The sequence below is a fragment of the Marinobacterium sp. xm-a-152 genome, from assembly GCF_013282965.1.
GTDB lineage: Bacteria > Pseudomonadota > Gammaproteobacteria > Pseudomonadales > Balneatricaceae > Marinobacterium_E.
The window spans coordinates 69,916-96,230 of sequence record NZ_WBYI01000006.1 but is presented as its reverse complement, the minus strand read 5'-3'; the positions used below and the strand labels follow the sequence as shown (position 1 = coordinate 96,230).

Sequence of the window (26,315 nt, the reverse complement as noted above, 5' to 3'; positions counted from 1 at the left end):
TTACGATGCTAGTAAGTGTTTATCGTTACAACCCTGAGATTGATGATGCTCCCTTCATGCAGGATATCCAGATCGATATCCCTGGTGGCAAGGACATCATGGTGTTGGATCTTCTACACCTTCTCAAAGAGAAAGATACATCAATGACATTCCGTCGTTCTTGTCGTGAGGGCGTATGTGGCTCTGACGGTTTGAACATGAACGGTAAGAATGGTCTTGCGTGTATTACCCCTCTTTCTGAAGTGGTTAAGAACGACAAGCTGGTTCTTCGTCCACTTCCAGGTCTTCCGGTTATCCGTGACTTGGTTGTCGATATGGGTCAGTTCTACAAGCAGTACGAGAAGATCAAACCATTCTTGATCAACGATACTCCGGCTCCAGCGATCGAGCGCCTGCAGACTCCTGAAGAGCGTGCAGAGCTAGATGGTCTATACGAGTGTATCCTCTGTGCTTGTTGTTCAACCTCTTGTCCGTCGTTCTGGTGGAACCCAGATAAGTTTGTCGGCCCATCAGGCCTTCTACAGGCTTACCGTTTCCTAGCGGACAGCCGCGATACAGCGACTAACGAGCGTCTTGCAGAGCTAGATGATCCATTCAGCGTATTCCGCTGCCACGGCATCATGAACTGTGTGAATGTATGTCCTAAAGGTCTAAACCCAACCAAAGCGATTGGTAAGATCCGTAACATGCTGATATCACGCGCAACCTAAGATTAGGTTGAAGCTCAAAAAAAACCCGCCTTGGCGGGTTTTTTGTTTTCTGGAAATCGCTGTAAGGGTGGATGACAGGCTGAAGCCAGTCACCGTCACTCCGTAGCGAAAATAATACATTGGTGACTGGCTTCAGCCTGTCAGCCGCTATCCAGTCACGGCAGCTCCGTAGCTAGAATAATGCATTGGTGGCTGGCTTCAGCCTGTCAACCGCAATTCAATTACACTCCAAACTCCTCGTACAACACTCCAAAACATGCATTACGACTAAAGTGCAAAAAAAACGTTTAAAAAGCTCTTACTTAATAGCCTAAAAGAACTAAAAACGGCTGTTAAAAGCCCGTAGAATTAACTTATTCCAAAACGCGATAAAACATTGATTACTTTAGTATTAAATCGCTAAAACTGCGGTGTTCAGGGTTGAATAAAAGGCGTAAACTACGCGAGTTTTATTTGGTTGCAACACCGAATAATGCGCTGAAAAATGGAAATTAGAAGCATAAGGGCGATGGATGAAGAGGCTTCACAAGAGCTTCGGAGGTCCCGTACCCCACAACGAGGGTAAATATATAATGCAAGACGGTCTGATGGAGCAGCTGTGGAAGAATGCTCATCTATACGGCGGCAACCTCTCTTACGTAGAACAGCTATACGAAACGTACCTTTTAGATCCAAACTCCGTTCCCCCAGAGTGGCGTGAAGAGTTTGATAAACTCCCTAAAGTCGGTGAAAACATTACTCCTGATGTTCCTCTTGCACCGATTCGTGAACATTTCCAATACATTGCTAAGAATCAAAAACGTGCACAGCCTGCAGCGGTATCTTCTGTCAGCTCTGAACACGAGCGTAAGCAAGTTCGCGCGCTGGCCCTTTTTGATGCTTACCGCATGCGTGGACACCAGATCGCTAAGATCGACCCACTGAATCTGCTAGAACGTGCAGAAGTGGCCGACCTTAATCTGCGCTACCACGAACTTTCAGAAGCGGATTTTGATACAACTTTCCAACTCGGTAGTCTGCAGTTTGGTCGCGAAGAGGCGACACTGCGTGAGATCCTTCAGGATCTTCAAGAGACGTACTGCAGTTCGGTAGGTTCTGAGTACATGCACATTGTGAACACTGAAGAGCGTCTATGGCTTCAGTCTCGCATTGAGCCAACCCGTGCACACCCAACGGTTGAGCCTGAGAAGAAACTCATGGTCCTAGAGCGCCTGACGGCAGCTGAAGGTCTAGAAAAGTACCTTGGCTCCCGCTTTGCTGGTGCTAAACGATTTGGTCTTGAGGGTGGTGAATCTCTGATCGTCTCTTTGAATACTCTGATCCAGCGTGCTGGTAAGCAGGGTGCTAAAGAGGTTGTGATCGGCATGGCACACCGCGGTCGTCTTAATACACTGGTTAACATCTTCGGTAAAAACCCGGCTGACCTGTTCGGTGAGTTCGAAGGTAAGAAGCTGGTTGATTCATCGGGTGACGTTAAATACCACCAGGGCTTCTCATCTAACGTCAATACTGACGGTGGTGAGGTGCACATTGCGATGGCATTCAACCCATCTCACCTTGAGATCGTAGCGCCAGTGGTTGAAGGTTCGGTTCGTGCCCGTCAGGATCGTCGTGAAGATCCAGTCGGTAACACCGTTGTCCCTGTCAACATCCACGGTGATGCAGCCTTCGCGGGTCAGGGTGTTGTCATGGAGACATTCCAGATGTCTCAGACACGCGCTTATAAGACAGGCGGCACGATCCACATCGTGATCAACAACCAAGTTGGTTTCACGACCTCTAAGCAAGAAGATGCTCGCTCTACAGATTACTGTACCGACGTTGCTAAGATGATCGAAGCACCAATCTTCCACGTCAACGGTGACGACCCAGAAGCGGTTCGTTTCGTGACTCAGTTGGCGGTTGATTACCGTAGCGAATTTAAGAAAGACGTTGTTATCGATCTAGTCTGTTACCGCCGTCGCGGTCACAACGAGGCGGATGAGCCAAGCGGTACTCAACCGTTGATGTACGATGTCATCAAAAAGCAGAAGACCACACGCGATCTATACGCAACTAAGCTGATCGAAGAGGGTGTGATCACTGCTGAACAGAGCAAAGAGATGGAAAAAGCTTACCGTGCGGCGCTAGAAAATGGCGAACACGTTGCTCACTCTCTTGTGCTTGAACCAAACACTAAGATGTTTGTCGATTGGGCGTCTTACCTTGGTCACCAATGGTCGTTTGAGTGTGATACTCGTGTCGACATCAAAGTGCTTCAAGAGCTTGCGGCGAACATTGCTGAAACCCCTGAGCACTTCAGCGTGCAGCGTCAGGTTTCTAAGATCTATGACGACCGTAAGCGTATGGCAGCCGGTGCAATGGCCGCTAACTGGGGCTTTGCAGAGACATTGGCCTACGCGTCAATTCTTGCAGAGGGTCACCCAGTCCGTTTGACCGGTCAGGATGTCGGTCGTGGTACCTTCTCGCACCGTCACGCGGTTCTGCACGATCAGAAAGATGCGACGACTTACGTACCCCTCCAGAACATGGATAAGGATCAACCAAAATTCACGATCCACGATTCATACCTGTCTGAAGAGGCGGTGTTAGCTTTTGAATACGGTTACTCAACCACAACGCCAAACTCGTTGGTGATCTGGGAAGCGCAGTTCGGTGATTTCGCCAACGGTGCTCAGGTTGTGATCGATCAATTCATCACATCAGGCGAAACGAAATGGCAGCGTCTATGTGGTCTGACTATGCTGTTGCCACACGGCTTCGAAGGTCAAGGTCCAGAGCACTCATCTGCTCGTTTGGAACGCTACCTACAGCTCTGTGCTGAGCACAACATTCAGGTTGTCGTCCCTACAACTCCATCGCAGATCTTCCACCTACTGCGTCGTCAGGTGGTTCGCCCACTTCGCAAACCTTTGGTGGTCATGACGCCGAAATCTCTGCTTCGTCACAAGCAGGCGATCTCTACTCTAGAAGAGCTAGCGGATGGCACCTTCCAACCGGTTATTGGTGAAGTGGATCAGCTTGATAAGTCGAAAGTGAATCGTGTTGTGATGTGTAGCGGTAAGGTTTACTACGACCTATACAACCGTCGCGAAGAGCTAGAGAAGCAGAATGTTGCGATCGTTCGTATTGAGCAACTCTACCCATTCCCAGAGGCGGATCTGGTAGATGAGTTGAGCCAATACCCTAATCTTGAATCGGTTGTTTGGTGTCAGGAAGAGCCAATGAACCAGGGCGCGTGGTACTGCAGTCAGCACCACATGCGCAACGCTCTACGTAAAGTGAAGCCAGAGATTCACCTAGATGGTGTGGGTCGTCCACACGCTGCAGCGCCTGCAGTAGGTTACATCTCTGTTCACGTTGAGCAGCAAGAGAAATTGGTTAACGACGCCCTAAACGGTTAATAAAGAATTCGTTCGTACGACGAGCAGAAGGCAAGAAAGGAAAAATCATGTCAATCGAAATTAAAGCACCTACGTTTCCAGAATCAGTAGCAGACGGAACTGTTGCAACTTGGCACAAGCAGCCAGGTGAAGCGGTTTCTGCCGATGAACTTATTGTCGACATCGAAACCGATAAAGTGGTTCTTGAAGTTGTCGCTCCAGCCGACGGTGTGATCACTGAAGTCCTAAAAGGCGAAGGTGAAACAGTTCTTAGCGAAGAGATTCTTGCTAAGTTTGAAGCGGGTGCAGCCGGTGCGGCAGCTCCAGCAGCAGAAGCAGCGACTGAAGCGGCTCCAGCAGGTGACGCTGAAAAAGTAGGCCCAGCCGCTCGTAAACTGATTGATGAGAACGGTCTTGATGCTAGCCAGATCCCTGGTACAGGTAAAAACGGTGGCATCACTAAAGAAGACGTTATGAACTTCATGGCGAACAAGCCGGCTTCCGCTCCTGCGGCAACAGCACCTGCATCCGCTCCTGCTGCAGCCCAGCCAGCGGTATCAGTCAACGTACCAGCAGGTGAGCGTGTTGAGAAACGCGTTCCAATGACTCGTCTACGTGCAACCATCGCTAAGCGTCTAGTTGAAGCGCAACAGAATGCTGCGATGCTAACAACGTACAACGAAGTGAACATGAAGCCTGTCATGGAGCTTCGTAAACAGTACAAAGATCTGTTCGAGAAGACTCACAACGGTACACGGCTTGGCTTTATGTCATTCTTCGTTAAAGCGGCGACTGAAGCACTAAAACGCTTCCCAGCGGTAAACGCATCGATCGACGGTAACGATATGGTTTACCACGGTTACCAGGATATCGGTGTCGCTGTATCGACTGACCGTGGCCTAATGGTGCCAGTATTGCGCGATACGGATGCGATGAGCCTTGCAGAAGTAGAAGGCACTATTGCAGACTTCGGTAAGCGCGGTCGTGAAGGTAAGCTAGGCATGGAAGACATGCAGGGCGGTACATTCACAATCACTAACGGCGGTGTGTTCGGCTCATTGATGTCGACCCCCATCCTTAACCCACCACAGACAGCTATCTTGGGTATGCACAAGATCCAAGAGCGTCCAATGGCGGTGAATGGTCAGGTTGAGATCCTACCAATGATGTACCTAGCACTCTCTTACGATCACCGTATGATCGATGGTAAAGAGGCGGTACAGTTCCTTGTAACAATTAAGGACCTGCTGGAAGATCCAGCGCGCATGCTCCTAGACGTTTAATGCGAATCGCATTCTAGGAATCTTTAAAAAGTTACTAAGATAGGAAAGAGTAATGTCTGATAAGTTTGACGTAATTGTAATCGGTGCTGGCCCTGGCGGTTACGTAGCAGCGATTCGTGCAGCACAGCTTGGTTTGAAAACAGCCTGTGTTGAGAAGTGGATTGATGAGAAGGGCGGTACTGTCCTAGGTGGTACCTGTCTAAACGTAGGTTGTATCCCATCGAAAGCGATGCTTGAGACAACCCACAAACTTCACGAAGCACAACACGGCTTCGCGGCTCAGGGTATCGTTGCTGAAAACGTATCGATCGACCCTAAAGCGATGGTTGCTCGTAAGAATGGCATCGTTAAGAACCTAACTGGCGGTATCGCAGGTCTGTTCAAAGCGAACGGTGTCACAACCCTTGCGGGTACAGGTAAACTGCTAGCGGGTAAGCAGGTTGAAGTAACCGCTGCTGACGGCTCTGTCTCTACTTACCAAGCTGACAACGTGATCCTTGCATCAGGTTCAGTTCCTGTAGAGATCCCACCAGCACCTCTTACAGAGGGTCTAATCCTAGACAACGCAGGTGCGCTGGATATCGATGAAACCCCTGAGCACCTTGGTATCATCGGTGCCGGTGTTATCGGTCTAGAGATGGGTTCTATCTGGGCTCGTTGTGGCTCTAAAGTGACCGTTCTAGAAGCGATGGATGACTTCCTAGCCCTAGCGGACCAAGACCTAGCGAAAGAGGCTAAAAAGCTTCTAACCAAACAGGGTCTAGACATCAAACTGGGTGCACGTTGTACTGGCACTGAGATCGTTGATGGTAAAGCAGTAAAAGTTAAATACACCGATTCTGAAGGCGATAAAGAGCTTGTTGTAGATAAGCTGATTGTTGCTGTCGGCCGTCGTCCACAAACCAACGGTCTTCTAGCAGAAGATTCAGGTGTCTCTCTGGATGAGCGCGGCTTCATCTTCGTTGACGAGAACTGTCGTACCGGTGCACCAGGCGTTTACGCCATTGGTGACTCAGTACGTGGCCCGATGCTTGCACACAAAGCATCAGAAGAGGGTATCATGGTTGCAGATATCATTGCGGGTCACAAAGCAGCAATGAACTACGACTGCATTCCTAACATCATCTACACTTTCCCTGAGTTGGCTTGGGTCGGTAAGACCGAACAGCAGCTTAAGGCGGAAGGTATCAAATACAAGAGTGGCAAATTCCCATTCGCAGCGTCTGGCCGTGCCATGGCAGCGAATGCGACAGAGGGCTTCGTTAAGATGCTCGCTGATGAAGCTACCGACCGTATTCTTGGTGTGCACATCGTTGGTGGTATCGCCTCTGAGCTGATCGCTCAGGGTGTTATCGCAATGGAATTTGCATCAAGCGCGGAAGATCTGCAGTTGACCGTATTTGCTCACCCAACCGTGAGTGAAGCGATCCACGAAGCAGCTCTAGCTGTGGATAATCACGCTATCCACATTGCGAATCGCAAAAAGCGTTAATCGCAGAACAGGGAGCGCTTCAGGTCAAAAGCTTGAAGCGCTTTTGTTCAGATCGATGGCACGGGTAACCCCGTGTTCGTTTAACCGACCTAAATAACGGACTATAGAATGAATCTTCACGAGTATCAGGGCAAGCAGCTGTTTGCACAGTACGGTCTGCCAGTGTCACAAGGCATTGCAGTCGATACACCGGAAGCAGCCGCAGAAGCAGCCAAACAAATTGGCGGTGATAAGTGGGTTGTTAAAGCACAGGTACACGCAGGTGGCCGCGGTAAAGCGGGCGGCGTTAAACTAGTAGACTCTCCAGAAGAAGCAGCAGCTTTCGCAAAAGATAAGCTAGGCACTAATCTGGTAACTTACCAAACGGACGCGAACGGTCAGCCAGTCTCTAAAATTCTTGTTGAGACCTGCACCGACATCGCAAACGAACTATACCTGGGTGCGGTTGTTGACCGTTCATCACGTCGCATTGTCTTCATGGCATCGACTGAAGGCGGTGTAGAGATCGAGAAAGTCGCTCACGAAACACCTGAGAAGATTCTTAAAGCAACCATCGACCCTTTGACTGGCGCACAGCCATACCAGGGTCGTGAGCTAGCGTTCAAGTTGGGTCTTGAAGGCGTTCAGATCAAACAGTTCGTCGCGATCTTCATGGGTCTTGCGAAGATGTTTGAAGAGAAAGATCTAGCTCTTCTAGAGATCAACCCACTGGTTATCACTGACGAGGGCAACCTACACTGTCTAGATGCGAAAGTCGTTATCGATGGCAACTCGGTTTACCGTCACAAAGATATCCAAGCAATGGAAGATCCATCACAGGAAGACGAGCGTGAAGCACGCGCGGCTGAGTGGGATCTTAACTACGTAGCCCTAACTGGCAACATCGGTTGTATGGTTAACGGTGCTGGCCTTGCAATGGGTACTATGGATATCGTCTCTCTACACGGCGGCTTCCCAGCTAACTTCCTTGACGTAGGTGGCGGCGCGACGAAAGAGCGTGTAACCGAAGCGTTCAAGATCATCCTTGAAGACAGCAAAGTTAAAGCGGTATTGGTTAACATCTTCGGTGGTATCGTACGTTGTGACCTAATCGCAGAAGGCATCATCGGTGCTGTTAAAGAAGTGGGTGTTGAAGTTCCAGTGGTTGTTCGCCTTGAAGGTAACAACGCAGACCTCGGCTCTAAACTGCTATCTGAATCTGGTTTGGATATCATCGCGGCTACCAGCTTGACTGACGCTGCACAGCAAGCAGTTAAAGCAGCAGGAGGCAACTAATCATGTCAGTACTAATTAACAAAGACACCAAAGTAATCTGTCAGGGTTTCACTGGTGGTCAGGGTACTTTCCACTCTGAACAAGCGATCGCCTACGGCACTAAAATGGTTGGCGGTGTGACTCCAGGTAAGGGTGGCACAACTCACCTAGGTCTACCTGTATTCAACACTGTTGCTGAAGCAGTAGAGCAGACTGGCGCAGAAGCATCAGTTATCTACGTACCAGCGGCGTTCTGTAAAGATTCGATCCTTGAAGCGGCTAATGCAGGCATCAAGCTAATCGTTTGTATCACAGAGCACATCCCAGTGATGGACATGCTTCAGTGTAAAGTGAAGTGTGACGAGCTAGGCGTACGTCTAATCGGTCCTAACTGTCCAGGTGTTATCACACCGGGCGAATGTAAGATCGGTATCATGCCAGGTCACATCCACCTACCAGGTAAAGTCGGTATCGTTTCACGCTCTGGTACGCTAACGTACGAAGCGGTTAAACAGACAACTGACGCAGGCTTCGGTCAGTCTACTTGTGTTGGTATCGGTGGTGACCCAATCCCTGGTTCTAACTTCATCGATATCCTAGAGATGTTCCAGAACGACCCACAGACTGAAGCGATTGTTATGATCGGTGAGATCGGTGGTTCAGCAGAAGAAGAAGCGGCTGCTTACATCAAAGCAAACGTAACTAAACCTGTTGTATCGTACATCGCGGGTGTAACAGCGCCTCCAGGCAAACGCATGGGCCACGCTGGTGCCATCATCTCTGGCGGTAAAGGCACTGCAGACGAGAAGTTCGCAGCACTAGAAGACGCAGGCGTTAAGACTGTACGTTCACTAGCAGATATCGGCGTAGCCCTATCTGAAGTAACTGGCTGGGCAATGAAGTAATTCGTTTCTCGCGTTAAAGAAAAGCGACCCTTGGGTCGCTTTTGTGTTTTCTGGAAGACGGGGATAGGGCGGATGACAGGCTGAAGGCCAGTCACCGCAGCTCCGTAGTTAATTAAGTATTCCGGTGACTGGCTTCAGCCTGTCATCCGCTATCGCAGTTGGCAGCGACTCTGGAAGAAGCTGCCAAGCAGTCTTGCTCCAATCTCTGGAAGTCGCTTTGTAGAGCTGATGACAGTCTAAAGACAGTCACCGCAGCTCCGTAGTTGGATCAGCACACCGGTGACTGGCTTCAGCCTGTCATCCGCTGTCAATGTAAACTCCCAACCATGATCTATACTCCAAAGAAAAAGGAGTTTAACCATGGCAAGGAAGCCAAGATTATGTCCAGCAGGTGTGCCCCAGCACATTATTCACCGCGGCCACAACCGACAATACATCTTTAAAGCCAGTGCCGACTTTGAAATGTACCTCAGTAAACTTGAGTATTGGTCAGAGGTATACGAAGTTCAACTGCATGCTTGGGTACTGATGAGCAACCACATTCACTTTTTATTAACGCCTAGTTCTGATGATGGCATTTCAGAGATGATGAAACGTATCGCAGGAAGTTACGGTCGTTACTTCAATAAGCGTTATGGATTGACTGGAACGATCTGGGAAGGGCGATTTAGGAATATTCCTGTTACAAACCAGAGCCACCTAGAGCAGATCAAAGCATATATCGAACAAAATCCAGTGCGGGCTGGGATTTGTGGAATGCCTTCGGAGTATCGGTGGTCTAGCGGGAACTCTGGAAAACGCTGATGGGGCTGATGACAGGCTGAAGGACAGTCACCGCGACTCCGTAGCAGGCTTTACACACCGGTGACTGGCTTCAGCCTGTCATCCGCTGTCACAGTTGGCAGAGACTCTGGAAAATGCTGCTAAGAAGCCTTGCTCGATTCACTGGAAGTCGACTGATAAAGCCGATGACAGTCTAAAGACAGTCACGGCGGCTGCGTAGTTGGTTCAGCGCTCCGGTGGCAGTAATTTGCTCCTGCAATGACTCCATACAGGCCATCCATGGCCTTAACTGGCTTCAGCCTGTCATCCACTCTTTACTCCCGCTCCAATACCCAGCGAATTGCCCGATCAACATCCTCCGATCGAAACCGCGTATGTTCTCGATCCTCAAACCCCATAAACAGCTTCGGCTCTTCAGCAGCTTCAAAAAGCGTTACACCTTGCTCGTAGGGAATGGTGTCATCATCGGCGGAGTGCATAATTACTACTGGCTCATCGACATTTTGAATCTTATCAATCGAATCAAATCGGTGTTTAAGCAGTAAGTTAACCGGTAACCAGGGGTAGTCATCTGCCGCCATCTGGGCAATGGAGGTATAGGGCGCGGCCAGAATAACCCCTTTAAAATCGCGTTCAGTGGCCAGTTGAACCGCCACGCCAGTGCCCAGTGATTCGCCGTAGATGATCAGGTCTGATGAATTTAGATTGTGCTCTTTAGCTAACCAATCAAACACCGCACGTGCGTCGTCATAAAAGCTAACCTCGCTTGGTGTACCTCTGCTTTGCCCAAACCCGCTCCAGCTGAAGATTAATAGTCCCCGTTCATTCTCTGACAAGATATTGATCAGTCGCCCACGCGTGCTCAGGTTGCGAGCATTGCCGTGCAGATAGACTAGCGTCTCTTGCCCAGTTTTAGCTGGCTTATACCAAGTCTGAAGGCGGTTGCCTTGCGGAGTATTAATAAAGAGCTCGCTAGCACCGGGGAATATCGTCTCAACCGACTCTGTTTCGTAGGTCGGTTTAAAAATCAAAGAGTCTTGCGCAAAGTACATGTACCCGCAAGCGGATAGGTAGGTGAGAGTTAGCAGGACTGCAGTGCGTTTAAATAATTTCATTATTTAGTCTATCCATAGATGACAGGCTGAAGCCAGTCACCGCGACTAGGCCACTCTCTGGAAGTCGACTAGTAGAGCCGATGACAGTCTAAAGACAGTCACGGTAGCTCCGTAGTTGGTTCCGTACACTTGATTATGATAGAGCGGATGACAGGCTGAAGCCGGTCACTGCCGCTCCGATGATGGTCGAGTACTCTGGTGACAGTAATTTGCTCCTGCAATTACTGCATACAGGCCATCCATGGCCCTAACTAGCTTCAGCCTGTCATCCGCTCTAAAATATCTATCGCGTTATCAATTTAATAAAACCAAAGCACCAAGTTAACACTAAACGCGTATTTCCATTAAATTTATAAGAAAAAAGACAAACATGAACCTAGTATCCCGCTTTTACAAACAGGTTGATCGCTTCCAAGATCGCACATTCCTTGGCTATAAATCTGAAGGCGAGTGGAAGACGCTCTCTTGGCAAGAGACAGCCGATCAAATATCTACACTCAGTCACTATTTAACCCAGTACGGCGTCGGTAAAGAGGATCGCGTATTAATTCTCTCTGAAAACCGTCCTGAATGGGCCGTCAGTGACTTAGCGATCATGTCTGTGGGGGCTTATGTGGTTCCAGCTTATACAGCGCATACGGTTGACGATCTTCGCCATATTCTCTCTTTGACCAGTCCTAAATTTGCCATCGTCTCTTCTCAGGTGTTGGCAGATAGAGTGTTAGAGGCCAACATCAGCCACGAATGCGTCACTCATATGGTTGTGATCGACCAGGGTGAGCATGATAAACCCGATTGGCATACCGAGATTTTACCTTGGCCTGAGGTTCAACAAGGTGTCAATCGTCCAGATCTGTCCGCCATAGAAACAGACGATGTCTGTACCCTGATTTTTACCTCTGGCACAGGTGGTCACCCTAAAGCGGCGATGCTGACCCATAAGAACATTATTCATAACGTCGAAGCTGCTGCGCGAGTGTTGGATACCATTCCGGTTAATGAAGAGGATCGATTTCTCTCTTTCTTGCCACTCGCTCATGCGTACGAGCATACAGCTGGACTGCATATGCCGATTACACAAGGGGCTGAGATCTTCTATTGTGAATCAACGGATAAGTTGGCTCAGTACTTAGGTGAGGTTTCACCCACAGTTGCAACGGCGGTTCCGCGTCTCTACGACATGCTCTATGCGCGTATAAAGTCGGGTGTAGATCGCGCCAGTGGATTTAGAAAAGGCCTCTTCTACAAAGCTTTGTCTATTGGCACGAAAAAGCTTAATGATGAAAAACTATCGCTACTAGAAGCCATTCTTGATCCTCTATTAGAGAAGTTGGTTCGCAAAAAATTGCGTGATCGTTTTGGTGGCAAGATTAAGTATTTCGTTTCAGGAGGTGCACCCCTAAACCCAGAGATCGGAAACTTCTTTGCTGCTCTAGGGATTGGCATTATTCAAGGCTATGGTCAGACAGAGGCATCGCCACTGATCACCGTGAACCGCCCAGGTAACATCCGTATGTCTACCGTCGGTTTGCCACTAGATTGTGAGTTGAAGCTAGCGGATGATGGTGAACTGCTCGTCCGTGGTGACAACGTCATGAAAGGGTACTGGCAGAATGAGTCAGCCACGGCAGTCACTATTATCGATGGCTGGTTACATACCGGTGACCTAGCCGAAATCGACGAAGAGGGCTTTGTTTCCATCGTCGGACGTTCTAAGGATCTAATCGTCACCTCAGGTGGTGATAACGTTGCGCCTGCCAAGCTAGAAGCGAAGCTGACGCTGGAAGAGGAGGTGGATCAAGCCGTGGTACTTGGCGATGCAAAACCTTGGTTGTCCGCCATTATTGTGCCGTCTGAGGATCTGCAAAAAGCGACAGACTCCGATGAAGAGCTAGAAAAGATCATTTCTAAAGCGGTCAAACGAGTTAACCAAGAGCTTAACGGTACCGAACGTATCCGTAAGTTCATTGTACAACGGGAACTCTTCTCGATTGAGAATGGATACGTAACACCCACACAGAAGATCAAACGCTCTAAGGTGATTGAAGATAACCAAGTAGCGATTGATCGGTTGTATGGGAAGTAACTGCTAGTGCGGATGACAGGCTGAAAGCCAGTCACCGGTGTGATAAACAGGCTACGGAGTCACGGTGACTGGCTTCAGCCTGTCAACCGCTTTGAAATTACGGAAAAGGCTCTGGAAAAGTATGCCTGGCAGTCTTGCTCGAATCCATGGGAGATAGCTTAAAGATCCGATGGTCGAAAATTGCTCCTGCATTTTCGGCATACATGCCATCCATGGAATAAACAGGCTGAAGGCCTGTCACGGTCAAATCTACGATTTGACGTGCTTCCGAACCAACGCCATCAACCCTTGCGTCGATTGGTCATACCCCTGCGTCGATTCACCAATCTGTTGGCTGATCTCATTGGCTAGGCGTTTACCGAGCTGAACACCCCACTGGTCAAACGAGTTGATGTTCCATATAGCGCCTTGTACAAATACCTTATGCTCATAAAGCGCAATGAGCGCGCCTAGGTTGCGTGGGCTGATGCGATCCATTAACAAAACGTTACTTGGGCGGTTACCTTGGCAGCTCTGATACTCCAATAGACCATCAGAATCATCACCGTTCATAAAAGCATTGGCTTGGGCAAGCATATTGGTCAGCAGAGCGAAGTGGTGCTCTTCTGTCTGTTCATCAGCCTCAAGCGAGGCGATAAAGTCGATCGGGACGAATCGCGTGCCTTGGTGCAATAGCTGGAAGAAGGCGTGTTGGCCATTGGAGCCTGTCTGCCCCCAGACGATAGGTCCCGTTGCGTAATCAACTGGGTCGCCATTGATATCGACCGACTTACCGTTTGACTCCATATCCAGCTGCTGTAAAAACGCCGGTAACTGATGCAGTGCCTGGTCGTAAGGAATCACTGCTTGAGTTTCGGCACCCAAGAAGTTGATGTACCAGATACCGATCAGCGCCATGATGACCGGCATGTTCTGATCCATTGGCGCTTCCACAAAGTGACGATCCATCTCGTAGGCGCCTTCCAGCATATCAATGAAGTTGTCATAGCCAATCGACAGTGCAATCGGCAGACCGATTGCAGACCAGAGCGAGTAACGACCGCCCACCCAAGCCCAGAACTCAAAGATGTTCTCTTGTGCAATACCAAACTCCATTGCGGCTGCTTGGTTAGTCGATACCGCCACAAAATGCTGGCTGATATCTTCGTGGCCGCCGGTCTGTTCGCGGAACCAGCGACGAGCCGTTTTAGCATTCAGTAGTGTCTCTTGAGTAGAGAAGGTCTTAGTCGAGACAACAAACAGTGTCGATTTGGCATCCAAGTTTTTCAGCGTCTTCTTAATATGCTGGCCGTCGACATTAGAGATGAAGTGAAACTTAATATCTGGGTGGCGGAATTGCAGTAGGGCGCGAACCACCATGTTAGGTCCAAGATCCGAACCCCCAATGCCAATATTAACCACATCCGTGATGCGGTTGCCTTTATAACCTTTCCAATCGCCGTTTCGAACCTGTTCGCTGAATAGCTTTAATTTATTCAAGCTGGAACGAATCTCTGGCATCACGTCTACACCATCGACAATCACCGGCTCATCGCCGCGGTTACGCAGTGCGGTATGGAGCACAGGTCTTTTCTCAGTAACGTTAATGATGTCACCCGAAAACATCTGAGCGCGACGCTGGCGCAAAGAAGAGTGCTCTACCAGATCGATTAGCGCTTTGAAGACATCGTCGTTAATCTTATTCTTAGAGAAGTCCAAAAATAGCTCGCCCAGACGTACACTCATCTTGTCGAATCGTTTAGCGTCCTCTTTAAAGTAGTCGCTTATACGGTCCTCGCTAGTCTCTTGCGCGAGCTGTTCCAGCTTTTTCCAAGTCACAGATGAGGTAAGAAGATTCATTTTTGGCCTCTAAATAAGGATTTTTGTTTAAGTTACGTCAATTCTACGGGAATAAAGAGATTAAATGAATATATTTACGTAATTTTACTACATACTTTATTGCTTACTTAAAGATGGTGACAGGATTCATCCTGTCATCCGCTGTTGCAAGTGGCAGAGATTCTGGAAAACGCTGTTGGACAGTCTTGCCCAAATCTCTGGAAGTCGCTTGGTAGAGCCGATGACAGGCTGAAGGCCAGTCACGGGAGCTCCGTAGTTGAGTTCAGCATGCTGATGACCCACTCCGTTGGTGACAGGATTCATCCTGTCATCCGCTTTTACAGCTAACTCCCCAATTTTGTTACATATTCCAAAACAGAAGGTTGCATATAACAAAATCATCTCAAAATTAACGAAACCTGAACGCTCACTTTAAGTTATTGAAATTAAATGATTTTATATATCATTGAGTTTTCTGAACAAAAGATTAACGAAAAAAAAGTTAAAAACAGGGAACTTTTTGAAAAATTAGAGTTGACCCCTGTTGTAGTGGGGGATAGAGTGCATTCTGTCCAAAGCCGAACGGGTTTGGTGTATTCGTACAACAAATGATGAGTTGGCCGGATATTTGAGGCTTAAATAAATAATTCTGGAGATTTCCAAAATGAAAAAAATTCTAGCGATCGCAGTTGCAACTGCAATCTCAGCGCCAGCAATGGCTGACATGACTATCAGCGGTTCTACTACTTTTGGTTGGATCGGTGATTCACTAAATGGTGAAGGTTTTGGTACTGATGGTTCTTCAATTTCAGTATCTGGTTCTGAAGCTTTAGAAAATGGTCTTACTTTCTCTGGCGCTTTCGGTTTCGAAAACGGTGCTAAAGGTCAAGAGGTAGCTGGTACTGGTTCTAACATGGCCGTAGCAGGTGATTTTGGTACTGTGAAGATTGTCAATGGTACATACGATCCATACACAGAGTCTTTCGGTACTGACAACTTCGCAGGCGAGTTCGGTGTTGAGTCTGATCCATTGACTGTTATCTCATACACAGCACCAGCTATGGGTCCTGTAACTCTTGTTGTTGATACTTCTGAAGGTGGAGTTGATGCTGGTGCTGGCGCTGGTGCATACGATGTCCAGGTTACTGCTCTAGTTAAAGCTGGTGCTTTCTCTGGTCGAGTAGCATACAAAAACTACGATTCTGCTGACAATCGTGTACGTGTAGGTGGTTCTTACGACCTTGGTGTCGCTAAAGTTGGTGCATCTTTCCAGATGCAGGACAATGCTTATGACTACACTTCATACGGTGTTTCAGTTCCTATGGGTGCAACTACTATCGGTCTTTCTGCTTCTAAGAAAGAAGATACAACTGCAACTCCTGCAGCAGACATGTCTGGTACATCATTAAATGTTTCTCACGCTCTAAGCAGTAATGTTACTGCTGCTGTTCAGTACGACAAGTACGATACAGCTACTGGTGAAAACACTCGTACTAAGGCGCTAGTCACACTAGCATTCTAATTTAGCGCTGAGCTAGTCTCAGCTGCTTATTAGATAGAAGAGGGGTTTTTAGCCCCTCTTTTTTTATGTCTAGAGTTTGGTGTTTTTGTTATAGTTTTGAGTTTGGCTGTGGTGATTCTTATCAGTTGTGCAGCCGCTAGTAAGGCGGATGACAGGCTGAAGGTCAGTCACCGGTGTATTTCCCAAACTACGAAGTGACGGTGACTGGCCTTCAGCCTGTCATCCGCTTTCTCGGATACTAATGAACTTCATCGAACGCTATTCACTCTGGCTGTTAATTACCTTCCAAATCCTTGTTTGGGGCTTCATTGCACCTGCCTTCCACACTGCACTGCCTTTGGATGTTGCTGAACTAATGACTCTCAGTGGTGAAGTTGTCATCGCTAACTACAAACACCCAAATCTACCGGGTTTGTTGCTTGATCTTTTTATCGGTATCACGGGGAAAGTTGAGGTTGTCTATCTTCTCTCTCAGCTCTCCATTGTTGCTGCATACATAGCGATCTACCTATTAAGCAGAGAATTTATCGGTAAACAGAAAGCCCTCGTCGCTACGTTTTTGACTAGCTCTATCTTCTACTACCACTGGCCGACCCCTGAATTTAACCACAACGTATTACAGATTCCGTTATGGGCTTTAGCTACTCTTTTTTCCTGGCGTGCTGTAGCTCGTCAAAAGTTAGTCTATTGGTCAGCTTTAGGCGTGATTGCCGGTGCCATGGTTTGGACTAAATACTCGGCGGGTATTTTGCTTTTATGGTTATTCGTCTGGTTACTAGTGACTCCTTGTGGGCGTAGTTCATTTAAAAGTAAAGGACCTTGGTTAACGGGAGTTCTCTTTATAGTGATTGCTTGGCCGCAGGCCTCGTACTTAATCGATTCCGAATTTCTTCCTATTTACTATGCACAAGACCGGGCTAGTAGCGGTGGTTTCTCAGATAGCGTCTCGTTTTTAGGTGCACAGCTGGCAGACCATCTCTTCTTTATCATTTTGATTATGGTTGGTGGTTTGTTGGGGCGCGGTGCATTATCGACAAAACTGGATCGTCCATCTGATAAAACGACCTTCCTATGGTTGGTAGTTATCGCTCCAATTTTAATGGTTACTCTATTGCCGGTCATTGCGGGTATGGGTCTTAAGCCTATGTGGGGCACACCCATGTTTAATTTTAGTAGCTTGGTGTTGCTCTACTTCATGGGTGGTCGTTTAACCGATGCTCGAGCGCGTCGTATCATGTTGGGTGGTCTACTTCTACTGCCTTTGGTAGGTGCCCTTTATGCAGTTCAACACATCTATCGCGCGGATTTGAGCGGTAAGCCGATGCGTACTCTGTGGCCCCGGGCTGAAATCGCTCTTGAACTAAGATCTGCGTATCAGGCTGAGACTGGTTCACCAATCAAAATCGTTGCTGCTAGTTACTGGTTAGGTGGACTGGTTGCGGCCAGTGCAGATGATCCACTTCGCGTCAGAGTTGATGGTGATCCAATTAAATCGCCATGGGTAACAGATAAAGATATTTCGAAAGAGGGAGTACTGGTTGCTTGGTTGGCAGGACAGGCGTTATCTGCTTCCATGACTGATTTTATAGAATCTAAGGGTTTTAAGCCTTTGGATGCAAAACGCCGATCATTCATTTGGCACCCTTCAAAAGCTGACAAACCGATTCAAATTGAATACATTGCTATATCACCATCCAATAATAAGTGACCTTGCGTGTGAGCACTACTCCATCATCTCCTTATCTCTCGATTGTTGTTCCTGTCTTTAATGAGTCAGAGAGTCTTACTCCCTTTTTTGAGCGTATTACGCCAATTCTGAAATCGACTGGCTTGGATTACGAGATTGTCTGTGTCAATGATGGAAGTCGTGATGCGACCTATGCGCAGCTTTGTGAGATGCGTACTGATTACCAAAACATCAAGGTAATAGATCTATCACGTAACTTCGGCAAAGAGCCCGCTTTAACGGCTGGATTGGAGTTATGCAGTGGCGATATCGTCATTCCGATGGATGTCGATTTGCAAGATCCACCAGAACTAATTCCAGATATGATCGCTAAGTGGCAAGAGGGTTTCGATGTCGTATTGGCTATTCGTTCAGATCGTTCAACCGATAGCTTCATGAAACGCTTTACCGCCAATAGCTTCTATAAGCTATTTAGTCGAGTCAGTGATGTTGATCTGCCCGACAATGCAGGTGACTTCCGTTTGATGGATAGGCGAGTCGTAGAGGCGCTTAAAACTCTCCCAGAGCGTACACGGTTTATGAAAGGATTGTTTGCTTGGCTCGGCTTTAAAACTACTCAACTCTACTTCAAACGTGAAGAGCGTTTTGCGGGTGAAGGTAAGTGGAGCAGTTGGAAATTATGGAACTTTGCCTTAGACGGTATTTTTTCGTTTAGCACTACGCCACTGCGTATCTGGACTTATTTAGGTTTTAGTCTCTCAGCACTCTCTGCTATGTATCTGCTTTATGTAGTAACTGATACAGTGTTATACGGTAACGATGTGGCGGGTTATCCATCGCTCGTTGCCATTATGCTCTTCTTTAATGGCGCTATTTTGATGGGGCTCGGTGTGGTTGGAGAGTATGTCGGTCGAATCTTCCTTGAGACCAAACGTCGTCCAATCTATCTGATTCGTGAGAAAGTTGGGTTTGATGAAGAGTCCGGCCGCTAACGTCTATTAATTATGAAAAATCTGATTCAGCAGCTATCCAAGTTTGCTTCGGTTGGTGTTATAGCGACAGGTGTTCATGCCTTGGTTTATGGTGTTGTTGGTAGTTTGTTAGTGCCGATGTTGGCTAACCTAATTGCTTTTCTTGTCGCTTTTTTGTTCTCGTATATAGGTCACTTTCTCTGGACCTTTCGAGCTCAAACAGAAGGGCAATCAGTGTATAAAGCCTTTGCATTTCAGCTCAGGTTTTTGATCGTCGCATTGTCGGGATTGTTGCTCAATTCATTGGCTGTTTGGGTGGTGACCGAGTGGCTCAAGATGGATTACCTATACGCTGTTGTGCCGATGGTATTTGTAGTTCCATTGGTAACTTTTGCTTTGGCTAAGGTTTGGGCGTTTAAGTAAGGGTAGGAGCGTCCTTGAAAAGGTCGCGATAGGGTCACCGGTGTCTGGCTTCAGCCTGACATCCACTCTCTAAGCTTTTTCTAGATATTTTGAAAAGTCTCCCAGCAGATGACAGGCTGAAGGCCAGTCACTGATCGCCTCATCTACGATAAAGCTCCTACAGTCTTACGGGCAAGAGTCGCCGATCAGCAGCTCCGTCGGCATTACCACATCCTCACTCATACGATTCTCTATAAGCAGCTTTGCCGCCATACGGCCTTTTTCGAACGAGTGCTGTTGTATGGTGGTGATCGCTTTGGGCATGGCTTGAGCTTCGGGGATACCATCAAAACCGGTAATTCTTAACTCTTCTGGGAATTCGATACCCATTTGAAGTGCGGCTCGCATTGCAGCGATGGCCATAACATCGGATTGGCATAGCAGCAGGTCAGGGCAGTTGGGTTGGTTTAGTACTTGGTAAGCGAGTTTGAACGCTTCGTCGTAATCGTTGACGTGAAGGTTCCAGATTTGATCCATGGGGCGTTCGATTCCCACTTCATCAAACGCATCAAAGTAGCCGTTTAGACGATCCAAAGAGAGGCGCAAGCCAACGGTTTTTAGGGTCTCTTCATTGGCTTGGCTAATACCATCATCGGAGGTGATGCGCAGCGCAAGAATCGCTGGGTTCTTCGGTGTCTGCTGAAGTGCATGTTTAGCGATCTGGTAGCTCGCTTCGCGGTTGTCGATGTTAACCGACCCATAGCCCTCTATCTTATGATCCACAACAATCAGGCGCTTCTGCTGACGTTTTAGGTGTTCTAGCGTTGGGCCAGGTGGGATAAAGCCGTAGACAATAAAACCATCAACCATCGATTCATGCAAACGTTGACGGTTGGCGTGATCTAAATCTCTGGCCGAGAGCAGCAGCATATTGAGATGCGCCTTATCGAACTCATCGGCTAAGCCGGAGAGAAAGTGGCTAGCGACGTAGTCGTTCATGGAGTAAGCGAGACGATCGGTTAGCACAATACCCACTACACCCGAGCGACCCGTGCGTAGATAGCGCCCAGCCGCGCTAGGGCCGACGTAACCCAACTCTTGGCACTGAGCCAGGATTTTGGTGCGAAGCGCTTCAGAGAGCTGATCAGGGCGGTTAAAGGCGTTTGAGATGGTAGCCGTAGAGACACCGATCGCTTTCGCCACCTCTTTTATGGTCATTTTTTTCATTATTATCTCTACCTGTTGGAGCCTTATCGTCTCTACCCGTTGGAGCCTTATCGAAGATGAGGCGATCCCATTTAAGTTAAAAGCATCGCGACCTTTTTAAGGACGCTCCAACAGTCTGTTAAGAGCACATCCACGTTATTCAAACCTCCGCAAACAACGCCTGATAGGGCGGCAGTACCATCGCACCATTCTCGTATCGTCCGCTAAAACCGTGCCCAGTTAACACTGATTTGAGCGTTCCGCTGTAAGGTACTGTTAACTCTGTACCGGTCATATTGATCGCAACCAACAGTGACTGCTCATCAGATTGACGCGTGAATACAAACGCTTCGCCTGTCTCTTCAACCAACTCCATATCGCCTTTAATCAGTGCAGGCTGTTGCTGTCGCCATTGAATGAACTGACGCATTTTATGAAGCATCGAGTCGTTCTGCTGTTCTTGCGTCTTAACTGACAGTGCTAGATGTCTTGGATCAACTGGCAGCCATGGCTTAGCGTTGGAGAAACCCGCTTGCTCGCTGCTATCCCAAACCATTGGGGTACGACAGCCGTCACGGCCTTTGTACTCGGGCCAGAACTCAATACCGTATGGGTCTTGTAGAGCTTCAAAAGGGACATCCGCTTCTGGTAGCCCTAGCTCTTCGCCTTGATAGAGACAGACGCTACCGCGCAGGCTCATCAGCATGGCCATGGAAACGAGCGGGAATTGCTTTGGATCCTCTTGCTCACCCCAGCGTGTCGCGCTGCGCTTGACGTCATGGTTTGATGCCGCCCAGCAGGGCCAAGCATCACCCGCGTTCGTTTTAAAGGTGGTCATCACTTGACGGAAGTAGTCCGCACTGTGCTCGGGTGACAACAGGTCAAAGGTGTAAGCCATGTGCAGTTTGTCACCACCGGCTGTGTACTCCGCCATGCGCTGCAGTGGATCGGTATGGTCCACGCCGATCTCACCGACCATGCTGCGATCATCATATTCATTCAGCAGATCACGCATCGCCTTAAGGAAGTTGAGGTTTTCCGGTTGGCTGAGATCGTACTGGTGAGTTTGGCGAACATAAGGGTTCGAAGCGTCAACGCTGTTGATGTACGGCATACCTTCTGGATGAGGTGGGTTATCCTCTAGCCCAGCGCTATGGTAGTAGAGGTTCACGGTGTCTAGACGGAAGCCATCGACTCCCAAGTCTAACCAGAAGCGCATGTTGTCCAAGTTCGCTTGGAACACCTCTGGGTTGTGGAAATTAAGGTCCGGTTGGCTCGTTAAAAAGTTGTGCAGGTAGTACTGCTGACGTTGGGTATCCCACTGCCATGAAGAACCGCCAAAGATCGATAGCCAGTTATTGGGCGGTGTGCCATCCGGTTTTGGATCGGCCCAGACATACCAGTCGGCTTTCGGATTGGTTCTATTAGATCGACTTTCGGTAAACCAGGGGTGTTGATCCGAGGTGTGTGATAGCACCTGATCGATCATCACTTTTAAGCCCAATTCATGTGCTCGAGCAACCAGCGCTTTGAAGTCATCCAGTGTGCCAAACATAGGGTCGACATCGCAGTAGTCAGAGACGTCGTAGCCAAAGTCTTTCATCGGTGACTTGAAGAAAGGGGAGAGCCAGATGGCATCAACGCCTAGTGAAGCGATGTAATCCAGCTTGGATGTAATACCGGGGAGATCACCAATCCCATCGCCGTTGGAGTCCATGTAACTGCGAGGATAGATTTGGTAGATGATACCGCCTTTCCACCAGGGGGTGTTGCTCATAGTGTTGTCTCTACTGTTTTCTATTATTGCGGATGACAGGCTGAAGCCAGTCACCGGTGTTTCTTTTCGGGTGACTGGCCTTCAGCCTGTCACCCAGCTTTTGTTGGAGCCTTATCGAAGATGAGGCGATCCCAGATCTGTTTAAAGCTTCGCGACCTTTTTAAGGACGCTCCAACACTCTTTTAAGGTCGCTCCGGAAGCGATCTCTGCGTAATACTCATTAACCCATCGGCCAGTAGCATCTCTAGCCCCGCTTCACTGAAGATCCACTCTACATTCAGCGGCCCGTTTACATTCAAATCCCGGCTGTATTGATGCGAAAAATGCCGGTTTAACTCGTCATCATCGGTATCAGCAGAGCGGCTAATACTTATCTGGTAACGGTCTTCTGTGCGCTTGATCTCAATTCGATGCGCTTCATCGTCTGAAGCAAAATAGGCAGATTCACCGACGTTCAAATTGAATTGAGTGCTCTGGTGTTTGCCCTTGTTCAACCTAATAGAGTCGGTTGGCTGAATGACCTCGGCTTCTGAACGACTCGCAAACTGTTGTGCGACTCTTAATCCATCAGCGCTCTCTATCAGTTTCAACTGACGAGGCAGTGTCATCTGGCCATTGGTGATCGAGCAGGGTAGTTCATTGGCGTAGCGCCAGTTGCTAAACCAAGAGATGGCCAGTCGTTCATTATTGGGTGCGTCTGACCAGCTCTGTGTCGCATAGTAGTCGCGCCCCTCATCTAACAGTAAAACCCTGTCGGCTGAGTTGCGGTTAGTAAACTGTATTCCGTCAAAGTCACCGATAAAGTATTGGGTGTACGAACCGTAGTGAATATCCGGTGTCATACCAATTCCCACTACCAATACCCAAGCGGTTTGACCATCCTCGGTGGTCAGTTCGAATAGATCAGGGCACTCCCAAGGGTGCCATTCGTGTGCCCCTTGGCCTTCACCAAACTCTGAGCAGAAGCTCCAATCGAGTAGATTTTTGGAGCGGTAGAAAGAGATGGTTTGACGCGTTGCCAGACACAGAATCCAGTGCTGACTCTCTTCGTGCCAAAAGACTTTAGGATCGCGGAAGTCAGAAAAACCAGGATTGCTCAAAACAGGGTTGTTTGAATATTTGGTCCAGGTCTCACCACTGTCGCTAGAGTAGGCGATGCATTGATCTTGCTCATAGCCGCGATCAAACCCCTCTTTGTCACGGTGAGCGGTATAGAAAGCGATAAGACCCGCTTGGCCATCAAATAGGCCCGAATCATCCTTCCAGTCGACAATGGCACTGCCAGAGAAGCACATTCCCTGCTCGTCAGGCTCTAAAGCAATGGGTTTGTGCTGCCACTGATTCAAATCAGAGCTTACAGCATGGCCCCAGTGCATAGGGCCCCAAGTCAGACCGTCTGGGTAGTGCTGGTAGAAGAGGTGGTAACGACCGTCACAATAGACCAAGCCGTTTGGATCGTTGATCCAACCGCGCGGAGCTTTGAAGTGCTCGGGTAGTGTTTGGTCTTGTTTGTTGGTCATGTTTTATTCGCTGTTTTGGTGACAGGCTGAAGCCAGTCACCTTTGTTTTTTTAATTCACCAGTGACAGGCTAAAGCCAGTCACCTAATTCAGTTCATATCAACAGTGACTGGCTTTAGCCTGTCATCTGCTTTCTCAGTGATTTCCATACAGTGGATGACAGGCTGAAAGCCAGTCACCGCCAAAGGCTGGCTTAGCCTTTCACTGAACCTGCTACCAAGCCGCGGACAAAGAATCGTTGCAGGGCAAAGAAGACGAGCAGCGGCAAGATAATGCTGATGAAGGCGCCTGAGGTTAGGACTTCCCAGTTTGAACCGCGGGTACCCAGTAGGGCACGCAGTTGAGCCGTCAGTACTATCTGATCTTCGCCCTGTCCTAGGAACACCAACGCAACCAGAAGATCGTTCCATACCCATAGGAATTGGAAAATCGTGAAGCTGGCCAGAGCCGGTAGAGAGAGCGGCAGAATGATTCTGGTAAAGACCTGGAAGTGACTTGCGCCATCGACACGTGCACTCTCAATCAGATCGCCTGGTAGGCTCTTCATGTAGTTGCGCATTAGGTAGATCGCAAGTGGCAAACCGAAGCCGGTATGTGCCATCCAGACACCCGGGTAGCCTTTGCTCTCAAAGCCGAACATCTGGCCTAGATCTGAATAGAGGCGCAGTAGTGGTACCAGAGAAGTTTGTAGTGGCACGACCAATAGGCCAATGACCACGGCAAACAGCCACTCACGACCTGCAAACTGCATCCAGCTGAACGCGTAGGCTGCGAAAGCTGCAATCAGAACCGGAATCACCGTCGCAGGGATGGTTACGGCCAGTGTATTAAGAAACGCCTGACCGATTTTGCCTTTATCCAAGACATTGTCGTAGTTCTCTAGCGTAAAGCGTGGCGGTTGACCGTAGGCGAAGAAGATACGCTTGCCACGGCTGCCGGTAATCTCTTTGTCCTGGACATAGGTGTAGCTACCGTCACTGTTCACCGTTAGCTGCGCACCATTTTTTAGCGTTGCTGTCTCACCGGCTGGAACCTCTTCTGGATCCCGTGAGCTGCTGCCGAACGCTAAGATGTTTGTGAATGCAGTGCCATCGTCAGCCGTCAGTTGACCGCTTAAGACAAACTGACCATCAATCTGCTGTTGTGTCTCAGGTAGATCGGTCCGGGCAAAGGTGACCTGTTTTGACTCATTAAACGAGGTCCACCAGCCCGATGCCGCCAACTGATCTTTGTCACGGATAGAGCTGACAAACAGACCCAGTGTTGGGACTAGCCAAAGAATAACCAGGGCGGTTAGTGCGGTGCCGTTAAAGAACCTTGGCAAGAAAGAAGATTGTGTACTCATTAGCGTCCTGCCTCATCTTTACGGAAACGGTAGATGTTCCAAGCCATGATTGGTGTCACTGACAACATGATAATGATGGCAATGGCACTGCCTCGGCCAAAGTCACCGGCACCGCGGAACATCCAGTCATACATTAGGTTGGCCAATACTTGGGTTTCCCACTGGCCATTGGTCATCGCTAAGACGATGTCGAATACTTTCAAAACCAGAATGGCGATGGTGGTCCAAACCACGATGACGGTTGGCATGATCTGGGGTAGTGTGATTCGGAAGAATAGCTGACGACGGTTAGCGCCATCGATGATCGCTGCTTCTAGTGTCTCTTCAGGAACACTGCGAAGTGCAGCACCTAAAATCACCATCGCAAAACCGGTCTGAATCCAAATGAGGATGACCATCAGCAGTACAGAGTTCCAGATCTCCATCGATAACCAGAACTGCGGTTCGCCACCGAACGCCACCACTATGGCGTTAAGAATGCCGATTTGAGTATCGCCTTCACCGTTGTAGTGGTAGACAAACTTCCAGATAACCGAGGCACCAACAAATGAGATCGCCATCGGCATGAAAATAATTGATTTGGCGATGGTGCCGAACTTGGCACGATCGGCTAACACAGCTACTGCGAGACCAAAAACAGTAGAGAGTGTAGGCACAATGATCAGCCAAAGTAGGTTGTTGCGCAGCGTAATATGGAACTGTCCGTCATTAAACAGCCATGCGTAGTTGGACCAGCCAACAAACTCTGTGGAGTCGGAGTTTTGGAACGACAGCCACAGGGTTTCGAAAACAGGGTAGACAAGGTAGAGCGTCAAGAAGAAGAGTGCCGGCCCCGCAAATAGCCATGGGCGGATTTTCTCGCGAAGTACCTCTTTGTTAGCGCGTGATGATTTTGAAATCAGCGCATCTAGAATCCAGTTGCTGCCCCAGAAGTAGATAATAACCGCGGATACACCAATAAGGATCGCGATTAGGGCAGAGTAGATCTGTTCAGTCATAGTGGTCTCAATATGAGTCGATCAGAGAGTGGGATCAGACCTTGAGTCTGATCCCTCTT

Annotated in this window: 20 protein-coding genes; 12 read left to right on the top strand and 8 right to left on the bottom strand. The window is 48.6% G+C overall.

All coding sequences use genetic code 11. The features are described from left to right. Window positions 1–5 precede the first annotated feature (5 nt). The 7 genes from XMA152_RS07215 to XMA152_RS07185 all read left to right on the top strand — a co-directional run bounded on the left by XMA152_RS07215 (window position 6) and on the right by XMA152_RS07185 (window position 9,831). A complete protein-coding gene (locus tag XMA152_RS07215) occupies window positions 6–710 on the top strand; it encodes a succinate dehydrogenase iron-sulfur subunit (protein ID WP_173483189.1) in 705 nt (234 codons plus the stop codon). Window positions 711–1,282: 572 nt separating this feature from the next. Beyond that, window positions 1,283–4,114 (top strand): 2-oxoglutarate dehydrogenase E1 component, encoded by a 2,832-nt coding sequence (locus XMA152_RS07210; RefSeq protein ID WP_173483188.1) that lies wholly within the window; start codon window positions 1,283–1,285, stop codon window positions 4,112–4,114. Window positions 4,115–4,161: 47 nt separating this feature from the next. Continuing rightward, window positions 4,162–5,376: a 2-oxoglutarate dehydrogenase complex dihydrolipoyllysine-residue succinyltransferase gene (gene odhB, locus XMA152_RS07205; RefSeq protein WP_173483187.1), complete on the top strand. Its 1,215-nt coding sequence runs from the start codon at window positions 4,162–4,164 to the stop codon at window positions 5,374–5,376. A 52-nt stretch (window positions 5,377–5,428) separates the two neighbouring features. Continuing rightward, window positions 5,429–6,868 (top strand): dihydrolipoyl dehydrogenase, encoded by a 1,440-nt coding sequence (lpdA, locus tag XMA152_RS07200; protein ID WP_173483186.1) that lies wholly within the window; start codon window positions 5,429–5,431, stop codon window positions 6,866–6,868. 108 nt (window positions 6,869–6,976) lie between these two features. Then, on the top strand, window positions 6,977–8,143 hold the full coding sequence (gene sucC / locus XMA152_RS07195; RefSeq protein WP_173481571.1) for an ADP-forming succinate--CoA ligase subunit beta: 1,167 nt from the start codon (window positions 6,977–6,979) through the stop codon (window positions 8,141–8,143). 2 nt (window positions 8,144–8,145) lie between these two features. Next, window positions 8,146–9,027, top strand: a complete 882-nt coding sequence (gene sucD, locus XMA152_RS07190; RefSeq protein ID WP_173481570.1) for a succinate--CoA ligase subunit alpha — start codon at window positions 8,146–8,148, stop codon at window positions 9,025–9,027. A 360-nt stretch (window positions 9,028–9,387) separates the two neighbouring features. Beyond that, window positions 9,388–9,831: a transposase gene (locus XMA152_RS07185; RefSeq protein WP_173481569.1), complete on the top strand. Its 444-nt coding sequence runs from the start codon at window positions 9,388–9,390 to the stop codon at window positions 9,829–9,831. Between the two features lie 293 nt (window positions 9,832–10,124). Here XMA152_RS07185 and XMA152_RS07180 read toward each other — a convergent pair whose 3' ends face one another. Then, entirely contained in the window at window positions 10,125–10,925 is an 801-nt protein-coding gene (locus tag XMA152_RS07180) for an alpha/beta hydrolase (RefSeq protein WP_173483185.1), read from the bottom strand. Window positions 10,926–11,295: 370 nt separating this feature from the next. Between XMA152_RS07180 and XMA152_RS07175 the strand changes: the two genes are divergently transcribed. Continuing rightward, complete coding sequence (locus XMA152_RS07175; RefSeq protein ID WP_173483184.1) at window positions 11,296–13,011, top strand: long-chain fatty acid--CoA ligase; 1,716 nt, start codon at window positions 11,296–11,298, stop codon at window positions 13,009–13,011. A gap of 249 nt (window positions 13,012–13,260) precedes the next feature. Here the strand turns inward: XMA152_RS07175 and pgi are convergent, their stop codons facing one another. Beyond that, window positions 13,261–14,850, bottom strand: coding sequence for a glucose-6-phosphate isomerase (gene pgi / locus XMA152_RS07170; protein ID WP_173483183.1), 1,590 nt, complete (start codon window positions 14,848–14,850; stop codon window positions 13,261–13,263). Window positions 14,851–14,976: 126 nt separating this feature from the next. Further along, the gene (locus XMA152_RS07165; protein ID WP_173483182.1) at window positions 14,977–15,153 is read right to left on the bottom strand and encodes a hypothetical protein; all 177 of its coding nucleotides are present in this window, start codon (window positions 15,151–15,153) and stop codon (window positions 14,977–14,979) included. Window positions 15,154–15,493: 340 nt separating this feature from the next. Here XMA152_RS07165 and XMA152_RS07160 point away from each other — a divergent pair, with 340 nt between their 5' ends. The 4 genes from XMA152_RS07160 to XMA152_RS07145 all read left to right on the top strand — a co-directional run bounded on the left by XMA152_RS07160 (window position 15,494) and on the right by XMA152_RS07145 (window position 19,432). Next, on the top strand, window positions 15,494–16,351 hold the full coding sequence (locus XMA152_RS07160; RefSeq protein ID WP_173483181.1) for a porin: 858 nt from the start codon (window positions 15,494–15,496) through the stop codon (window positions 16,349–16,351). 241 nt (window positions 16,352–16,592) lie between these two features. Beyond that, window positions 16,593–18,059 (top strand): glycosyltransferase family 39 protein, encoded by a 1,467-nt coding sequence (locus tag XMA152_RS07155; RefSeq protein ID WP_173483180.1) that lies wholly within the window; start codon window positions 16,593–16,595, stop codon window positions 18,057–18,059. A gap of 8 nt (window positions 18,060–18,067) precedes the next feature. Further along, a complete protein-coding gene (locus XMA152_RS07150) occupies window positions 18,068–19,030 on the top strand; it encodes a glycosyltransferase family 2 protein (RefSeq protein ID WP_173483179.1) in 963 nt (320 codons plus the stop codon). 12 nt (window positions 19,031–19,042) lie between these two features. Next, window positions 19,043–19,432, top strand: coding sequence for a GtrA family protein (locus tag XMA152_RS07145; RefSeq protein ID WP_173483178.1), 390 nt, complete (start codon window positions 19,043–19,045; stop codon window positions 19,430–19,432). 165 nt (window positions 19,433–19,597) lie between these two features. Here XMA152_RS07145 and XMA152_RS07140 read toward each other — a convergent pair whose 3' ends face one another. From XMA152_RS07140 to XMA152_RS07120, 5 genes are all read right to left on the bottom strand, one after another. Beyond that, window positions 19,598–20,638 (bottom strand): LacI family DNA-binding transcriptional regulator, encoded by a 1,041-nt coding sequence (locus XMA152_RS07140; protein WP_173483177.1) that lies wholly within the window; start codon window positions 20,636–20,638, stop codon window positions 19,598–19,600. A gap of 139 nt (window positions 20,639–20,777) precedes the next feature. Next, complete coding sequence (locus XMA152_RS07135; protein WP_173483176.1) at window positions 20,778–22,394, bottom strand: alpha-glucosidase; 1,617 nt, start codon at window positions 22,392–22,394, stop codon at window positions 20,778–20,780. Between the two features lie 182 nt (window positions 22,395–22,576). Next, window positions 22,577–23,914: a glycoside hydrolase family 32 protein gene (locus XMA152_RS07130; protein ID WP_173483175.1), complete on the bottom strand. Its 1,338-nt coding sequence runs from the start codon at window positions 23,912–23,914 to the stop codon at window positions 22,577–22,579. A 192-nt stretch (window positions 23,915–24,106) separates the two neighbouring features. Then, the gene (locus XMA152_RS07125) at window positions 24,107–25,258 is read right to left on the bottom strand and encodes a carbohydrate ABC transporter permease (RefSeq protein WP_173483174.1); all 1,152 of its coding nucleotides are present in this window, start codon (window positions 25,256–25,258) and stop codon (window positions 24,107–24,109) included. Then, window positions 25,258–26,256: a carbohydrate ABC transporter permease gene (locus XMA152_RS07120; protein ID WP_173483173.1), complete on the bottom strand. Its 999-nt coding sequence runs from the start codon at window positions 26,254–26,256 to the stop codon at window positions 25,258–25,260. The genes XMA152_RS07125 and XMA152_RS07120 overlap by 1 nt, the downstream gene beginning before the upstream one ends. Between the last annotated feature and the right edge of the window lie 59 nt (window positions 26,257–26,315).

What these genes read in the sequence shown, in the direction of transcription:
- XMA152_RS07185 (WP_173481569.1), top strand. Translation starts at nt 9,388, where the DNA reads ATGGCAAGGAAGCCAAGATTATGTCCAGCAGGTGTGCCCCAGCACATT.
- XMA152_RS07140 (WP_173483177.1), bottom strand. Translation starts at nt 20,638, where the DNA reads ATGAAAAAAATGACCATAAAAGAGGTGGCGAAAGCGATCGGTGTCTCT.
- XMA152_RS07160 (WP_173483181.1), top strand. Translation starts at nt 15,494, where the DNA reads ATGAAAAAAATTCTAGCGATCGCAGTTGCAACTGCAATCTCAGCGCCA.
- XMA152_RS07180 (WP_173483185.1), bottom strand. Translation starts at nt 10,925, where the DNA reads ATGAAATTATTTAAACGCACTGCAGTCCTGCTAACTCTCACCTACCTA.
- sucC (WP_173481571.1), top strand. Translation starts at nt 6,977, where the DNA reads ATGAATCTTCACGAGTATCAGGGCAAGCAGCTGTTTGCACAGTACGGT.
- XMA152_RS07145 (WP_173483178.1), top strand. Translation starts at nt 19,043, where the DNA reads ATGAAAAATCTGATTCAGCAGCTATCCAAGTTTGCTTCGGTTGGTGTT.
- XMA152_RS07135 (WP_173483176.1), bottom strand. Translation starts at nt 22,394, where the DNA reads ATGAGCAACACCCCCTGGTGGAAAGGCGGTATCATCTACCAAATCTAT.
- XMA152_RS07210 (WP_173483188.1), top strand. Translation starts at nt 1,283, where the DNA reads ATGCAAGACGGTCTGATGGAGCAGCTGTGGAAGAATGCTCATCTATAC.
- odhB (WP_173483187.1), top strand. Translation starts at nt 4,162, where the DNA reads ATGTCAATCGAAATTAAAGCACCTACGTTTCCAGAATCAGTAGCAGAC.
- XMA152_RS07215 (WP_173483189.1), top strand. Translation starts at nt 6, where the DNA reads ATGCTAGTAAGTGTTTATCGTTACAACCCTGAGATTGATGATGCTCCC.
- lpdA (WP_173483186.1), top strand. Translation starts at nt 5,429, where the DNA reads ATGTCTGATAAGTTTGACGTAATTGTAATCGGTGCTGGCCCTGGCGGT.
- sucD (WP_173481570.1), top strand. Translation starts at nt 8,146, where the DNA reads ATGTCAGTACTAATTAACAAAGACACCAAAGTAATCTGTCAGGGTTTC.
- XMA152_RS07130 (WP_173483175.1), bottom strand. Translation starts at nt 23,914, where the DNA reads ATGACCAACAAACAAGACCAAACACTACCCGAGCACTTCAAAGCTCCG.
- XMA152_RS07175 (WP_173483184.1), top strand. Translation starts at nt 11,296, where the DNA reads ATGAACCTAGTATCCCGCTTTTACAAACAGGTTGATCGCTTCCAAGAT.
- XMA152_RS07125 (WP_173483174.1), bottom strand. Translation starts at nt 25,258, where the DNA reads ATGAGTACACAATCTTCTTTCTTGCCAAGGTTCTTTAACGGCACCGCA.
- XMA152_RS07165 (WP_173483182.1), bottom strand. Translation starts at nt 15,153, where the DNA reads ATGAATCCTGTCACCAACGGAGTGGGTCATCAGCATGCTGAACTCAAC.
- pgi (WP_173483183.1), bottom strand. Translation starts at nt 14,850, where the DNA reads ATGAATCTTCTTACCTCATCTGTGACTTGGAAAAAGCTGGAACAGCTC.
- XMA152_RS07120 (WP_173483173.1), bottom strand. Translation starts at nt 26,256, where the DNA reads ATGACTGAACAGATCTACTCTGCCCTAATCGCGATCCTTATTGGTGTA.
- XMA152_RS07155 (WP_173483180.1), top strand. Translation starts at nt 16,593, where the DNA reads ATGAACTTCATCGAACGCTATTCACTCTGGCTGTTAATTACCTTCCAA.